Annotated in this window: 14 protein-coding genes; 6 read left to right on the plus strand and 8 right to left on the minus strand. The window is 43.2% G+C overall.

Going from position 1 to position 14,075, the window contains the following annotated elements; translation table 11 throughout:
• Positions 1-22: 22 nt before the first annotated feature.
• Positions 23-1,264, minus strand: coding sequence for a CynX/NimT family MFS transporter (locus tag FQ084_RS12940; RefSeq protein ID WP_188032974.1), 1,242 nt, complete (start codon positions 1,262-1,264; stop codon positions 23-25).
• A 259-nt stretch (positions 1,265-1,523) separates the two neighbouring features.
• Here FQ084_RS12940 and FQ084_RS12945 point away from each other — a divergent pair, with 259 nt between their 5' ends.
• On the plus strand, positions 1,524-2,189 hold the full coding sequence (locus tag FQ084_RS12945) for an HD domain-containing protein (RefSeq protein WP_262880795.1): 666 nt from the start codon (positions 1,524-1,526) through the stop codon (positions 2,187-2,189).
• Positions 2,190-2,358: 169 nt separating this feature from the next.
• On the opposite strand, the gene asd is transcribed toward FQ084_RS12945, so the two are convergent.
• Positions 2,359-3,195: an archaetidylserine decarboxylase gene (asd, locus tag FQ084_RS12950; protein ID WP_149491037.1), complete on the minus strand. Its 837-nt coding sequence runs from the start codon at positions 3,193-3,195 to the stop codon at positions 2,359-2,361.
• Between the two features lie 129 nt (positions 3,196-3,324).
• On the opposite strand from asd, the gene dtd reads away from it, so the two are divergent.
• Positions 3,325-3,777: a D-aminoacyl-tRNA deacylase gene (gene dtd / locus FQ084_RS12955; protein ID WP_149491038.1), complete on the plus strand. Its 453-nt coding sequence runs from the start codon at positions 3,325-3,327 to the stop codon at positions 3,775-3,777.
• Between the two features lie 78 nt (positions 3,778-3,855).
• Here the strand turns inward: dtd and FQ084_RS12960 are convergent, their stop codons facing one another.
• Positions 3,856-4,464 (minus strand): M23 family metallopeptidase, encoded by a 609-nt coding sequence (locus tag FQ084_RS12960; protein ID WP_149491039.1) that lies wholly within the window; start codon positions 4,462-4,464, stop codon positions 3,856-3,858.
• 195 nt (positions 4,465-4,659) lie between these two features.
• On the opposite strand from FQ084_RS12960, the gene FQ084_RS12965 reads away from it, so the two are divergent.
• Positions 4,660-5,349, plus strand: coding sequence for a putative quorum-sensing-regulated virulence factor (locus FQ084_RS12965; protein WP_149491040.1), 690 nt, complete (start codon positions 4,660-4,662; stop codon positions 5,347-5,349).
• A gap of 39 nt (positions 5,350-5,388) precedes the next feature.
• On the opposite strand, the gene FQ084_RS12970 is transcribed toward FQ084_RS12965, so the two are convergent.
• Positions 5,389-6,279, minus strand: coding sequence for an alpha/beta fold hydrolase (locus FQ084_RS12970; RefSeq protein ID WP_149491041.1), 891 nt, complete (start codon positions 6,277-6,279; stop codon positions 5,389-5,391).
• 401 nt (positions 6,280-6,680) lie between these two features.
• Here FQ084_RS12970 and FQ084_RS12975 point away from each other — a divergent pair, with 401 nt between their 5' ends.
• Positions 6,681-7,358, plus strand: a complete 678-nt coding sequence (locus FQ084_RS12975) for a TIGR00730 family Rossman fold protein (protein WP_149491042.1) — start codon at positions 6,681-6,683, stop codon at positions 7,356-7,358.
• Between the two features lie 108 nt (positions 7,359-7,466).
• On the opposite strand, the gene FQ084_RS12980 is transcribed toward FQ084_RS12975, so the two are convergent.
• Positions 7,467-9,014, minus strand: a complete 1,548-nt coding sequence (locus FQ084_RS12980; RefSeq protein ID WP_149491043.1) for an FAD-dependent oxidoreductase — start codon at positions 9,012-9,014, stop codon at positions 7,467-7,469.
• Positions 9,015-9,594: 580 nt separating this feature from the next.
• Here FQ084_RS12980 and FQ084_RS12985 point away from each other — a divergent pair.
• Positions 9,595-10,029: a hypothetical protein gene (locus tag FQ084_RS12985; protein WP_149491044.1), complete on the plus strand. Its 435-nt coding sequence runs from the start codon at positions 9,595-9,597 to the stop codon at positions 10,027-10,029.
• Between the two features lie 169 nt (positions 10,030-10,198).
• Here FQ084_RS12985 and FQ084_RS12990 read toward each other — a convergent pair whose 3' ends face one another.
• Positions 10,199-10,822 (minus strand): YceI family protein, encoded by a 624-nt coding sequence (locus FQ084_RS12990; RefSeq protein ID WP_149491045.1) that lies wholly within the window; start codon positions 10,820-10,822, stop codon positions 10,199-10,201.
• A 512-nt stretch (positions 10,823-11,334) separates the two neighbouring features.
• Here FQ084_RS12990 and FQ084_RS12995 point away from each other — a divergent pair.
• Positions 11,335-11,616 (plus strand): type B 50S ribosomal protein L31, encoded by a 282-nt coding sequence (locus FQ084_RS12995; protein WP_149491046.1) that lies wholly within the window; start codon positions 11,335-11,337, stop codon positions 11,614-11,616.
• A 139-nt stretch (positions 11,617-11,755) separates the two neighbouring features.
• Here FQ084_RS12995 and FQ084_RS13000 read toward each other — a convergent pair whose 3' ends face one another.
• Together FQ084_RS13000 and FQ084_RS13005 are read right to left on the minus strand one after the other, a co-directional pair.
• A complete protein-coding gene (locus FQ084_RS13000) occupies positions 11,756-12,616 on the minus strand; it encodes an SGNH/GDSL hydrolase family protein (protein WP_149491047.1) in 861 nt (286 codons plus the stop codon).
• Positions 12,610-14,007: a nicotinate phosphoribosyltransferase gene (locus tag FQ084_RS13005; RefSeq protein ID WP_149491048.1), complete on the minus strand. Its 1,398-nt coding sequence runs from the start codon at positions 14,005-14,007 to the stop codon at positions 12,610-12,612. Before FQ084_RS13005 ends, FQ084_RS13000 begins: the two co-directional genes overlap by 7 nt.
• Positions 14,008-14,075 lie beyond the last annotated feature (68 nt).

A 14,075-nucleotide genomic window follows, 5' to 3' on the forward strand; every position in this document is an offset into this window, starting at 1 on the left:
TAAACATTAGTTTTCATCGCTTTTAAACCACACTCGAAGTCGGTCTAATAACCGGTTTGTCTCGTATTTTTAATACCAACAATCCTGCTAAAGCCACCGCAATAATAAGTACCCAGCCGGTCGGTGTCCAACTGCCAGTCAGCCCTTTAACCCCCTGCATCAGCAATACCATAGTGACACCACCTAAATTCCCCATCATCATCAGCATGGCAACTGCTTTGGCCGCTTGTGAGGTGTGTACGGTATCTTCAGCCGCGGCAATCAGTAATGGATAACCTGATAGCAAGAAAAATCCCAGCATAAAACTTAGCAGCAACGTGGTCGTCCCTGTGGTTGAATACAGCAAGGGATAGGTTGCGCTCGCACCGACCAATGTTGCCAATATTAAGAAGATACGGCGTTTTTGTAGATAGTCAGATAGTAGCGGAATCAGTAGCGCCCCTAAAATACCACCGAATATCAGCATTGCAGTAATGATACCTGCCGTCGCCTCGTCAATACCACGCGGTGCAAGGATAGGTGCAATCCAATTACTTAGTCCATTAAAATAACCCATCGCAATAAATACCGCTAGCGAGATAGACCATAGCCGTTTATTTTTTAATAGCGATCCGATCTCGTGTAGTGAGATAGCCAACTCTTGCTGTTTGGGTTTTTCAGCGACCACTAATAAAAAACCTACTACTGCCACCGCCGTGACAACCACATTGATGAATAGCATCCCAGAGAAGCCAAAAGCGTCGATTAACGGGGCAGGGGCAAAAGCACCAAGGGCGGTCGCCAAAAACATCCCACCCATAATCACGCCCGTTACCGTGGCAATTTGCGATTTATCAAACCAGTCGGAAGTTACTTGATTAATCGCATTGGTGATATACGGTTGAGCGATGGCGATAAGCAATTGCCCTGCAAACACTATCCAATATTTATCAGCGCCTAACCAGCGTATCGTCGAGCCTATCAGCATGAGGAGCGCGGCATAGCTGACGATTTTTTTATAGCCGATGTTATCGAGCACTTTGCCAGAGTGAATGGCTAGCAGCACAAAGATAATAGGAAACATTAAGGTTAAGAGATTGGCGAAAAACTCATTAACGCCAAAATGTGCCTCAGTGCTAATCACAATAGTCGCAAAGGTCAGCCATAAAAATTGATTTACCCCAAGTAAAAGAGAGAAGCCTGCAATAATAAGCCATTTATGAGGCGGTTTTTTTCTAGAAGACGGTGAGGTGGTAGGCGTTGCAGTGTCAGTGGTGGGTGGCATCGACATATCCTTGTCTTGTACAGGTTGTTATCCATTACTTTATGCATAACCTTGTCCATAGTATTATGCATTGCATGTCGTCCTATTATGAGCATTAGTTGAATCTTAAACAATAAAAATTAAGAAACCTACTATTATTGCTCGCTGGAACAATCTAGATTGTTCCAGCGAGTAAAATGTCTACTATAATAAGCGCTTTCGCATAAAGATTAGAGCTAGATAAAGTACTACCTATTCGCCCGTTAAATTAGAGAAAGCTATGTTATTAAAAGCTATGTCGTCAACAGCTATGCCATCAACCAAGCAAAAGCCATTAGCCAATTCAAAGCTCGCCTCAAATATTGATATTGATATTGATGACGTCACTCATTTTTTATTAGAGCTTGATGCCCTTAAACGTGTTAATCGGCGCAGTTATGTGACGGCTACGAATCGCCTAGAAAACTCTGCGGAACATTCTTGGCATTTAGCGATGGCATGTTGGTCAATCGCTGAGTTGTTTGAACTAAATGTTAATCATGAAAAATTACTCAAGATGGCATTGGTACATGATTTGGGTGAGATTGATGCGGGCGATACTTTTTTATACGCCAATACCCGTGATGATGCGCACATCGAAGAGCGTGCAGGAATTGCTCGGTTGCAAAGCGAGTGTGGTAATGGGATTGCTGATTTAAGTGAGGTTTGGGAAGAGCAGGAAACAGGTAATAGTAAAGAGACCCAGCTGCTTAGAGTGATTGATCGTTTATTACCGTTTTTGCTTAATCTGAACACCAACGGAAAAACGTGGATTGAGTCTAACGTTACGCGCTCGCAAGTAGCAAGGGCGCATGGATTTATTAAAGACAGCTTCCCGAGTATTCATGATTGGCTAGTAAAACAGATTGACTATGCGACCGAGCAAAGATGGTTGATTGATGCTTAGATAAATAAAGCCATAATTTTCTGTTCAGATATTTACACATAACCTATTATTTTCAAATACTAAAGCATTTATAGTTAAGTCAATGAGCTGTAAAACCCATTAAAAAGCCCAATTAAGCATAATGATTCATACTTAATTGGGCTTATGTTTGTAGCATTAAACAGATGGTTTATTTAGCGTTAGCCACACCCAATAGCTGCCCCATTTGTACCACACTATTGGCTTGCATGTTATCTTGCCAATCGGCTTTTGCCGCTTTTGGTAATATAACAATCGCGGTTGAACCTAAATAAAAGCGTCCAAGCTCATCGCCTTTCTCAAAGCTCATATGATGATCCGCTTCTTGGATGTCCTCAGTGCGACTGATTTTGCCAGTCGCCACCGTTTCGATACCAGCGACAATCATCGCCCCAACCATCACAACCGCCGCTTTGCCATATTCTGTATCAAATAAACAGACCAAACGCTCGTTACGGGCAAACAAATCAGGCACGTTTGCCGCCGTGGTATTATTGACGGAAAATAGCGTACCCGGTACATAACGGGTTTTTGTTAACGTACCAGCAAATGGCATGTGCACGCGGTGATAGTTACTAGGTGCTAGATAAACGGTCGCAAAGCTACCATCCGCAAAATAGCTGCCATCTTCGCTATTGGCCAGTAATTGCCCAACGTCATAGTCACGACCTTTGGCTTGCAGCAATTTATGGTCGCGAATTTGCCCTAACTGTGAGATAACGCCATCAGCAGGACTGACAATACCGTTTGCGCTGCTATCGATGATACGGGCGTCGTCTTTTAGCTCACGGGTAAAAAAGTCGTTAAAGCTCTCATAAGCGTTAAAGCTTTGGCGTTCGTATTCATCTAAGCTCACATTGTAAGCTTTGGCAAAACTGCGGATAAATGTGCGCTTGACATAAGGATGGCGGCTGGCGGCCAAACGTCCAGCGACTTTACTCAACTGCTGCTGCGGCACAAATTGTTGAAGGGTGGCAAATAAATTCATAATGAGGCTACCAAAATAGGGTTTGATGTAATAATTAATTAGGCAAGTTAATGGCGGTATTTTATCATGGTCAAGGTATTATTGTATGGCCATAAACTGTAAGCTATTTATAAATAAGGAAGGCCGTAAATGAGAGCGCTGATACAAAGGGTGCACCGTGCTAGTGTCACTGTCGATGAGCACTGCGTTGGTGAGATTGAGCATGGCCTATTGGCCTATATTGGCTTGGGCCATGATGATAATCTGCAAAGTGCGCAGCGTATGGTTGATAAAATTCTCACTTATCGCATTTTTGATAATGATGATGACCCTGCTAAGTTTGGTAAATTGGATAAAAATGTCCAGCAAGTAGGTGGTGGCTTATTAATGGTCTCACAATTTACCTTGATGGCAAAAACCGATAAGGGCCGGCGTCCTGACTTTGGCGGTGCGATGGCACCCGATGCCGCGCAAGCCTTATTTGAGCAACTGGTGAATTATGCCAAAATTCAGCATCCTAATGTGGCGACCGGTCAGTTTGGCGCTGATATGCAAGTCGCAAGTATCAACGATGGACCATTAAATTTTTTATTAGAAGTTTAGAGACGTAATGTTTTAAAGATTTTTTTTAAAGCGTAATATTTTACAAGCTAAAGCTTTAAAGGCTAAAAATTCAAAAAGCTAGCTATCAGGTTTTTGTAGTAAAGGATAAGGATTGACCGCGCTGCCATTGATATAAATCCCGTAATGGACGTGCGGCGGCGTACCTTTGGCATTACCACTGTCGCCGACGTAACCGATGATGTCGCCGGCATTGACCCAGTCGTTCGGACTAATATCGGCATAATCTTCTAGATGCGCATAATAATGTCCTGCGGCGCCCGGTCCAATGATGACTACTACCCGACCGCCTAACGTATTTTCGCCAACTTTACTGACGATGCCTGGTGTCGTTGCTTGTATCGGTGTGCCTCGCTTGGCAAATATATCGATACCCTCGTGAGTGCGACCTTGGCTACGCGCGCCGCCCCACGTATCGGTTAGATGCTGTGTTGGTAATGGCGAGGGAAGGCTGTTTTCAGTGGGCCGCGGTTGTTGTAATAAGCTAAGCTGTTGCCATTTTGCCAGTACAAACGACTGAGTGTGTTGGCTGATACTGGGTAAGAGCCTGTCAAATACAAATAATAGCATCAATAACACAACCGCCTTGATGAATACACTTAGTATACGGCGTAAAAAGGTTGGCTTTATTTTTGAGTTTGGCTGCGGGTTATTACCATCTGCTCGCATCGATGTCTCTTTGGTTTTTTGAATGAACGCTAATAGTTATTATATAAGCGAAGCTCTGTATTCTTTGTATGCCATTGTTATCTCTACTTTTTATCCCCATAAACATAACGTTGTTTTTAAAATTCACTTATTTTTTAGGTCTATGTAGAAAACCTATATTGCTACCTATGTTTAAATAACGATGGCTAAACCTCTATGACTGACACTGCGCTGATTATCGATACCGAAACCGACCAAGGCCGTGATCCGCGTCCGATTCAAGTGGCGACTATTAATGTAGCGACGGGATTTGAGTGGATGAAATACTTTAATAGTGGCCGCTCGATATCACCAGTGGTCATTAGAATTCATGGCATCACTGATGACGATGTCGCAGGTCTTGAGAGCTTTGAGTTAGATGCGTTTGAGCTGCCGCAGTATTTGATTGGGCATAATGTACGTTTTGATTGGCGGGTGATTGGCAGTCCCTCTGCTAAACTAATATGTACGGTGCGGCTAGCGCGCGTGGCATTTCCACAGTGGAGTGCCTATGGTCAGTCCAAATGTATCGAGCAGTTATTAGGTAAAGATGAGGCAAGTAGGATGACGATTGCCGCTCACGATGCGCTCGGTGATGCACGCATGTGTTATCTGCTTTATCAGGCGTGCTGCGAGCGCTTGGAAATTGCACCGACGGACTTTGCTGCTGCCCATGCTATCGCCAATAAAGCCAATCCGGTGAGTAAAATGCCCTTTGGTAAACATAAGGGCATGCCGATTAAAGATGTGCCAATCAACTACGTAAAATGGATGCTAGGTAACATCCATAATATGCAGCCGTCGCTTTATTCGGCCTTGACCAAGCGTGTTAAAGCAGAAGAAATTGCAAAAAATACGCAAGACTAAACAAATGTATTTACGCTTTAATAAATTAAAAAACTAGATCTATTGCTGCTTAGCTAGCCAGTCCACTGCCATTTGCCAAAGCTGCGGGGCTTTAGCGTTGGTTTTACTACTAAAATAGCGCATATGACCAATACTGTTTAAGCCAAACTCTTCTGGCTCAAAAAAGCGTTTTTCGACTGGCATTTTGCTAAAGACGCGAATCATATCATCTATGTTTTTGCTATTAGCAATCTCATCATCGCTAAAGCCAAGCCACAATGCTGGCATGTCAATTTCATCATAAAAATGGGTATGAATGCTTTTGCCAAAAGCGGTTTCAATATAGCCTGCGCCATTACACCACTCACGCCATTGACGAGCGACGCTGCGTGGTAGTGGCTCGCCCATACCGATTTTATCTGCTGGGGTATAGCCGAAGGTTAAATTGGTGAGTGGAATAAAGGCATCCATAAAACCTATGGCTTTGAGCTTATAAGGCATGTCCATGTTTTTGATTTGCCCTGATGAGCAAGCGACATTAAATACCGAAGCAATGGCTTGGTAGTTTGGCATTAAACCTATCAGCTGACCGCCAGCGCTATGACCAATCAAATGGTAAGTCGCATCGGGAAATTCATCTTGCAAGGCATCAAGGACGGCAGGCATATCATGGCGACCCCAGCTGATTAAAGAGGCGTCACATTTAGATAAATCAGAGTTAAGCGATTCACCGATACCTTCATTATCAAAGGTTAGGACACCAAAGCCACTGGCAGCTAAATAAGTGGCAAAATTGTGATAAAACTGACGTTTGATACCGGTGGCTGGCGCGATCATGACGGCTGTTTTCACCTCATCTTTAGGGCGATAGACAGTGGCTGCCAATGCCCGATTGCGATCAGTCATGATGCTTAGTGAATAAATATCCGTTTGATTCTGCGTATTTTCCATGGATTAACCTTAATCTTTTATGAGTGTCTTATGGTCTTAATTGGTGCAAAGTAGCTCATTTCTTGCTATGAATTACTAATACTGTTCGATGACTGAGTGATAACCGCGTGGTAACACCGCTTATGGTAAAATAAATCTTAGGTAGGAAGGTAGGCGAAAATGACTTCTAAGTTCTATAAGCAGGTTCTATGTCCAATTCCTATGGGGCTTGTTTTGCACAATATTGACCAAAAAAATTAATCAGTAGGTATTTTTGACCAACCAACACACATCAACAAACCAACACGCATGAGTAAACATGTTTTAATAGCTAAGTATTTCACCCTGACGTATTTAAAAGCTGCGTATTTAAAAATTGGATATACAATCAAAACAATCGATATAAAAATTAAGGAAGCTTTATGCAAATGAAAATTAATAATGACACTTATGAAGTCATTACCAGTCAAGATATTACCAATATTGAAAAAGCGGTGGATAAATCAGCGCTAACGATGCCGTTGGTAGCGGTTTATTGTGGTTCACGTTTGGGTAATGATGAAGTTTATGAGCAAGCAGCCCGTGAGCTCGGTCGTGAGCTCGCTGATAATGGCATGGGTTTGGTCTACGGCGGCGCGAGCATCGGGCTGATGGGCGCAGTGGCAGATGAAGTCATTCAAGGCGGCGCGCAAGCGGTCGGTGTGATTCCAACCTTTATGCTCAAGCACGAAATTGCTCATGAGCAGCTGACCCGTCTGCATTTGACCGATACCATGCACACCCGTAAAACAGTGATGGCAGAATATGCCGATGCCTTCATTACCTTGCCGGGCGGGCTTGGCACGCTGGAAGAAATTATGGAAATTGCCACATGGCGTCAGTTATATCAGCACGAAAAACCGATGATTATTCTTAATATCAATGGTTTCTATGACCATATGATTGAGCATTTAAAATATACGGCTGACCAAGGCTTTATGAAGCAAGAAGACCTTGAGCGTCTGGTCGTTTGTAATAGCATTAGTGAAGCGATTGATATGCTAAAAACAGTGGTAACCATAGAAGGCGCGGTCGATACCGAAAAAATGGCCGGTAATTAAGCGAACTAAGCGCTAATATATACTGTTTTTACATAAAAAAGGAGAGAAGGGCTTATCGTTAGCCCTTCTCTCCTTTTTTGTTTTAACTTTATTAACATTTAAATCATTTTAACTCGTCTCATGAATACCATGATTTACGCCTGCCATTGCTAATGGAAAGCCGCGTTCTTGTGCCAAATGACGCGCGACCTTATCAATCGCTACGCTATCGTTCTTTGCCAAATACGCCCACTCATGCGCATGACGCTGACTGTTTTCTGGCATATTATTATCAATTAAACCAAGCTCAGACAATTCATCGACGATTTGATCTGCAGCAATCAGCGTTGATGAGGCTTTGACGTTTTCCGCGCGTGCATAGCGGATATTAGAGTACAAGCTCACATCCGCTACCCGCAGGGTATCATCCTGACCGGGTATTTGCTGCCCACCATATAGTGCGTTACCGACCGTACGCGCGCTATGGAAGGTCGGCACAAACTCAGCGACATAGTCAATCGCTTGCTGGCTGCGCGCTTGCAGCGGTGCTTTATCCCAGCCATCTTCGATATAGTGCAGGTATTGCGACGGCAATTCAGGTTGGGCGCTGTCTTTATTAGAGGCGACCAAACCATCGTCAAATAGTGTGATAAATTTGCTCATACCATGTATTTGAAAGTAACCACCGGGGTAAGGCGTAAGCTGCGCCATGCCTTCTGGCGTACCGCGATCGCCATAGACGATAATCTCTGGTATTTGCCCACCGGTGTCATTCCAGTGGGTAATATAAGAGGACTTAAACTCGACCATGCGCGTGACTTTGACGCCGACCATATCGTCGATAACGCCCGTGCGAAAGCCGCAAGCGTTGATTAAGTAATCGACTTCGATAGATTCAGTTTTGACTTCGTTTTCAAGTTCAGTGTCAGAGCTGGCCGCTTGTTGATAGTCGATACGCCATTTAGTGACATGATGATCAGCGTTTGAGCAATTCTCACAATCAACCGGCATGACTTGCTTAACTTGCGTATCGGTAAAGACATGTGCATGCTCATAACCTTCTAAAGCCAATTGTGCAGAAGCTGCCAAGCGGAATATGTTCCAGCCGTATTCTTGCACGACAATCAGCGGGAATTTGACTTTATTTAAATCCAAATACTTAGCGACCGGTATCATCCATTCGTCAACCGTACGCGGTACTGCGACTTGTTCACGCTCAGATAAGGCGATTAATTGTTCATGGCTGTAGAGCTGATAATAATTTTCAGGCTCGCCAAGTACTTTATTATAGGCATCTTGGTCGATAAGCTCACGATAAGCATCGGTCAAAATATCAAGGCGCGGTAGCAAATCTTCAGGCAAACCTTCATCGCGGGTTGGGACGGCAAATACCGTTGGGCGCACATCGATGGTATAAGGATAAAGGCGCAAAATATCGATACATTGCTTGAGCAGGGCGACGCAATCTTCGTCAGGGATTTCGCGGTATAGATTGCCACCAGCATGCAAATGGCACATCGGCGGCCCATCGATAAGCGAGGTATTTTTTTCAAATAAATAGGTCTCGAGCCCTAAGGCTGCGAGTCGAATCGCAATGGTTGCCCCAGCCGTGCCACCACCAAGAATACCAACCCGTTTGGTGGAAGGCGCTTGATTATTACTAAAAGAATGAGTCATTGTCGTTGTTATATCCTTAATCGCATTCCTGTCATCAGGAGTTGCTCGGCGTCTTTGTAAAATAATTCATTTCTAAGTTTCTAAAGCATTTATGTTTTAAATAGCCTATGTTTTATCGAGGGCAAGACTACCGATATGCGTGCAACGGACGCCAAGTTCAATATTTATCTTAAGCCGCGATGGTCATATTTGCTATTGTGTAGTAATTCTTAATTTCTATAGCGTTATTCTACGAAAAACTACAATTGATACGAGGATAAATACGTAAGTAGATGCATTAGTTTTGTCAATGAATGACAGTGATAATATATTTCTAAAAGGCCGGTTATAACGAGACGTGCTTAAAGCGTGAATACCAGAAAAATATTTTTTATAAATGAGATATTTAACTTCGCTTAATTTGTAATAATTATGCACTTTTGTAAATTTATATAATGATAGAAACGACTGCTTTCATGCCTATGTTATATTAAAAATACTTGTAGTCAGTGCTAAGCCGTTTTAGGTATCACGGTTCACACCAGCAGACAACAAGGAAGATTCAATAAAAATATATTCTCACCATAACAAGGAAGTTACTATGAAACGTATCATTGTATTATCGGCGCTCAGTGGCGTGTTAGCGCTTAGCGGTTGTTCGACGCTAAACAATATGTTCGGCAATGATGATTCTGGCATGCATGACGTGCAAGCCACCAATAAGAACACCGCCCCAGTTACTAGTAAGAATGGCGTGTTGGTTGATGCTACTAACCATATGACGCTTTATACGTATGACAAAGATTCAATGAACAAATCAGATTGCGGTGCAGCTTGCCAAGTTTTGTGGCCGATCTTTATGGCACCAAGCAATGCAAAACCCTCTGGTCAGTTTGCTGCATTCAAGCGTGAAGATGGTAAGTATCAATGGGCAATGAATGGTAAGCCTTTATATTTCTACGCCAATGATACAAAGGTTGGCGATAAAGATGGCGACGATAAGTTTGGCGTTTGGCATATCGTGAAAACTAATTAGCACTTAAGCTAACTAGTGTGAAAACCAATGAATGTTAGAAACAGATAACGTTAAAACGAATTACCTGAAAAGATATTTTAGAGGAAGTAAAAAAGCAGCCATCTGATGGCTGCTTTTTTAATGGATTACTTATCAGGTTTTTTAAAATTTCAATAACAAACCGTTAGAATTATTTTGTTTTTTTCGTGGTCGCGGCTTTTTTCTCTATCAGCTCACCATCGATTTGTAGTGGCACTTTAGTAGTGATACCATCAGAAAAAATCGTCATACCATAAGCGGCGCGGTCGATGATACCAGTCGCACGGAAACCAATGACAGGCTCTTTTGTCATCGGACTATTGGCGATTTTATTTAAAGTCACATCTAGTGTTAGCGGTTTGGTTTGACCAAGCATGGTGAAATCACCAGTGACTTTGGCCTGCTGTGGGTTTTTAAATGTTACAGAAGTCGATTTAAAGGTCATGGTGGGATATTTGGCGACATTAAAAAAGTCATCCTTTTTTAAATGCTCATCACGAGCTTCCCAATTGGTATCAATGCTATCGGCGGCGATAGTAAAGTTCATGCTGGTTTTATTGGGCGCTTTGATATCGTAATTGACCACGCCTTTAACATCGTTAAAATGGCCCATCGTCATTGAGAAACCTAGATGATCAACCGAAAATCCGACACGAGTATGTGAGTCATCTAGCTGCCATTGGGTTGGTAACGCTGCACTTGCCATGGTAGTAATGACAAGCGCAGAGCTGATAGCAAACGCTTTCATAGTATTTTTTAAGGCAGTGTTTATCATTATTTTATCCTTATTTAATGGTTATTTAGCCGTCATTTTTACGGCACTATTTTTGCTAGAGCGTTATCGATTTATCAAGCTTTAGGATTAATTTTTTAAGCGATAAATACCATTTAGTCTTCTTAAATATCAACATTAAAAAATAAATAACTATTTAGTTCGTCTAAAAATTAGCTATTGACTATATGGTCTATCTAATCAGTTATTATACTGGTATCCATCTTTTATCTCAATGCCGTTAGGGTTTCGATGCGAGCGTAGGGTGTGGTATTATCATAGAAGCTGCTTGCATCGAGCAGCAAAAACCGTTAAAATCGCGGTTTGATTTTCCCGCTGGGGAAAGGCTAAGTGAGCAGCGGTGTGGTGTTGGGTGCTGGAATAAGCCAGTGACGCAGTTGCCAGACTGGAAGATGTCCTTAGTGCCTCAGTTACGTATGTCATTGTTTGGTTGATAGCTCAATCATAGTTTCAATCAAAAGCCCTGTACATACATCGGACATAGAGAGTTTATTATGCGTAAAGATATCCATCCTAATTACCAAGAAGTTTTGTTCCATGATACTAACGCTGACGTGTTTTTCTTAACTCGTTCAACCGTTAAAACCAAAGCTACTCGTGAATACGAAGGTACAGAATATCCATACTACCCACTTGATATCTCAAGTGCGTCGCATCCATTCTATACTGGTGAACAACGCAAAACTTCTACTGAAGGCCGTGTTGCAAGCTTCAACAAACGCTTTGGTGCGTTTGGTGGCCGTAAGAAAGCTGCTGATACTGACGCTGCAGAATAATTCACACCTATTGCGTGATATTATTTTGAGCATGTGTTTTCTCAAACATGCACAGCTATAGTATTAAGAACATAAAAAAACCGCTGACTATTCAGCGGTTTTTTTGTTTAAATTTTTAGAAGTAAATGCTCAATAGTTTCTAGTCAGTAAGCTCAGCATCGGAAGGGGAAGGTTTCAGTAACTGTATAATCAGCTCTGCTAATTGCTGCGCCCAATAACCGTACATGAGGCTGCTAGGGTGAAAGCCATCACTGGCAAACATCACTCTGATATCGATTGGTGTGCCATTAGAATGTTCGTCTATCATGCGGGCAAAGTCGGTCGCCATGTAGGTGACACCATCGTGAGCAGCACAGACTTGCTGCAAGGTGTTATCAAGGATAGAGGCTTTGGCACCGATAAAGTTATTCAACGGTGCAGGTATCGCCGGCATCTGCGCCATTGGCGGCAGACTTAAAAAAACCAATTCGCGTACGCCAAATTTACGCTGGGCGATAGCAACAATGTCTTCGATTTGCTGTTGCCATTTGTTTACAGAAACACTCGATGTCGTATCATTGACCCCAACACTCAGTATCATCACATCGATAGGTAAGTTTGGCGCTGGCATAATATATAGCCTACGTAAAATATCAAAACTGGTGTGCCCCGTTGTTGCTTGTAATGACCAGTTCAATACTGAAAAATGAGTATTGATAGCAGGTTGCTGCGTCAAGATGGGAATCAAGTTACCAACGAGCGCTTCTTGCTGCGTCTCACTACCAACTCCAGCCGCTGCCGAATCACCAACGATCATCAGGTTTAGCATTGGCTGCGTATGCTCTTTTGGAGTATCTGTAGTGCTGTTTAACTGAACCTGCCCGTGCCTCTCGCCATTAGGCTCAGGTAGGCGTACCGTATCACGCTTGATTTTGCGACCTTGATACAGGTAAACAGGGGCGAATAGCATGTCTTTTGCAACCGCTGCGATTTTATTCTGCATTTTTTTAGTAGCTACCATCCTGCTCGCTCCCGAATAGTGGTGAGGTTGTCTTCAATGAGTAATTTTCCGTCGATATATACATCGCGTAATAGGTTGTCCTCTGGTGCAGATAAGTCAGCCGCTTTTATGGTTACTAATAAACCGTTGCTATTTTTTATCAGTGCCAAACGACCTTTTTTTGAGCGTTTTGAGCGGCTAGTCACTGGATCTTTATAGATGTCCTTCCACACGCCATTAATAGAGATGGCACTGGCTTTCATCGCCCAGCTCATGGTATCGCGATTGACCTGCTGCAATAATCCACCACCCATACCAAAGGTGACATTGTCGGCGCTAAATCCTGCTTTTAATATGACATCAATAATCTTCCTTAAGCTTTGCGGACTGATGCCATCGCCTTGAATAACACGCACATAATCAGGCAACACTTTATAGCCCTTACTATTAATCGTCGTACCGAATTTTACTGCCAAACGCTCTAAGGCTTCGCGCACCACTTTAGCCGGATCGCCACTGTCTGGTCGGATAACTAAAGTCCCGCCCATATTTTTGACATCGCCTTTTAGGCTGCCGCCCCAAATATTGTCAATGGCATTCCATAAATCATAGCTGTCAGAAACCACAGAAAAGCTCTTACCTGCGCCGCCAAACTGCTCAATCATATTGGCAAAGGCGGCGGTTTCACCATCACGGCCCCAAGCAGTCATGGTGCTATGCTCAGCGGCAGGGATAGAGAAGGCTGGCATGTCTTTATCCATGTGATACCAGCGACTGGCGGCGACCAATGCTGTCATCGAGTCGGTACCAGCGAAGTTCACCAAATGAGCAAGGCTACCTAGCGCTACAGATTCTTGGCTAGAAGCACCGCGCGAACCAAAATCATGCAAACGGAAAATCAGCGACTCGGTATTGTCGGCAGATTTTTCTAGTGCCTGGCGTATGATACCTTTGCAATAATGCGAGACGCTAGCGACCGTTGACGGATACCAAATCGCCCGCAGTAGTGCCGTTTCGATATAGCTTGGTAGCCAATAAAACTCAGGGTCCGTATTGATAATCTGACAGACCACATTGGATGCTGGCACCACGCTACCTTCAGCAATGGCTTCAATGCGTAGTGGCAGATAGCCGCCATGCTTATCGACCAACAGCTGCCAACCAGCACGGTTGAAGGTCAAGCCATGTGCTTGAATGACCATTTCGGCTTCATCGATATCTTGATGAGTAATCGACGTGCTTAGGTATTCTTTGATAAAAGCTTGTAAGCCGAAAAACACCACATCGTAATCGCCTTTACGCGCCTCAATATAGCTTGAGAGATATTCACTACCTTTTGGATATTGCACCCAATGTGAGGTTTTATAGCTGTCACTATTTAGGATTAAATTGTTTAAATTACTGGTATACATCACAGAACTCCTCTGCTTTGAGATGCCGCAGCTGCCTTAATGAAAAAACAGTTGCGGCGCTAAGCCAT

The organism is Psychrobacter sp. ANT_WB68 (genome assembly GCF_008369115.1).
In the GTDB taxonomy this organism is placed as follows: domain Bacteria; phylum Pseudomonadota; class Gammaproteobacteria; order Pseudomonadales; family Moraxellaceae; genus Psychrobacter.

What these genes read in the sequence shown, in the direction of transcription:
- FQ084_RS12940 (WP_188032974.1), bottom strand. Translation starts at nt 1,264, where the DNA reads ATGCCACCCACCACTGACACTGCAACGCCTACCACCTCACCGTCTTCT.
- FQ084_RS12945 (WP_262880795.1), top strand. Translation starts at nt 1,524, where the DNA reads ATGTTATTAAAAGCTATGTCGTCAACAGCTATGCCATCAACCAAGCAA.
- asd (WP_149491037.1), bottom strand. Translation starts at nt 3,195, where the DNA reads ATGAATTTATTTGCCACCCTTCAACAATTTGTGCCGCAGCAGCAGTTG.
- dtd (WP_149491038.1), top strand. Translation starts at nt 3,325, where the DNA reads ATGAGAGCGCTGATACAAAGGGTGCACCGTGCTAGTGTCACTGTCGAT.
- FQ084_RS12960 (WP_149491039.1), bottom strand. Translation starts at nt 4,464, where the DNA reads ATGCGAGCAGATGGTAATAACCCGCAGCCAAACTCAAAAATAAAGCCA.
- FQ084_RS12965 (WP_149491040.1), top strand. Translation starts at nt 4,660, where the DNA reads ATGACTGACACTGCGCTGATTATCGATACCGAAACCGACCAAGGCCGT.
- FQ084_RS12970 (WP_149491041.1), bottom strand. Translation starts at nt 6,279, where the DNA reads ATGGAAAATACGCAGAATCAAACGGATATTTATTCACTAAGCATCATG.
- FQ084_RS12975 (WP_149491042.1), top strand. Translation starts at nt 6,681, where the DNA reads ATGCAAATGAAAATTAATAATGACACTTATGAAGTCATTACCAGTCAA.
- FQ084_RS12980 (WP_149491043.1), bottom strand. Translation starts at nt 9,014, where the DNA reads ATGACTCATTCTTTTAGTAATAATCAAGCGCCTTCCACCAAACGGGTT.
- FQ084_RS12985 (WP_149491044.1), top strand. Translation starts at nt 9,595, where the DNA reads ATGAAACGTATCATTGTATTATCGGCGCTCAGTGGCGTGTTAGCGCTT.
- FQ084_RS12990 (WP_149491045.1), bottom strand. Translation starts at nt 10,822, where the DNA reads ATGATAAACACTGCCTTAAAAAATACTATGAAAGCGTTTGCTATCAGC.
- FQ084_RS12995 (WP_149491046.1), top strand. Translation starts at nt 11,335, where the DNA reads ATGCGTAAAGATATCCATCCTAATTACCAAGAAGTTTTGTTCCATGAT.
- FQ084_RS13000 (WP_149491047.1), bottom strand. Translation starts at nt 12,616, where the DNA reads ATGGTAGCTACTAAAAAAATGCAGAATAAAATCGCAGCGGTTGCAAAA.
- FQ084_RS13005 (WP_149491048.1), bottom strand. Translation starts at nt 14,007, where the DNA reads ATGTATACCAGTAATTTAAACAATTTAATCCTAAATAGTGACAGCTAT.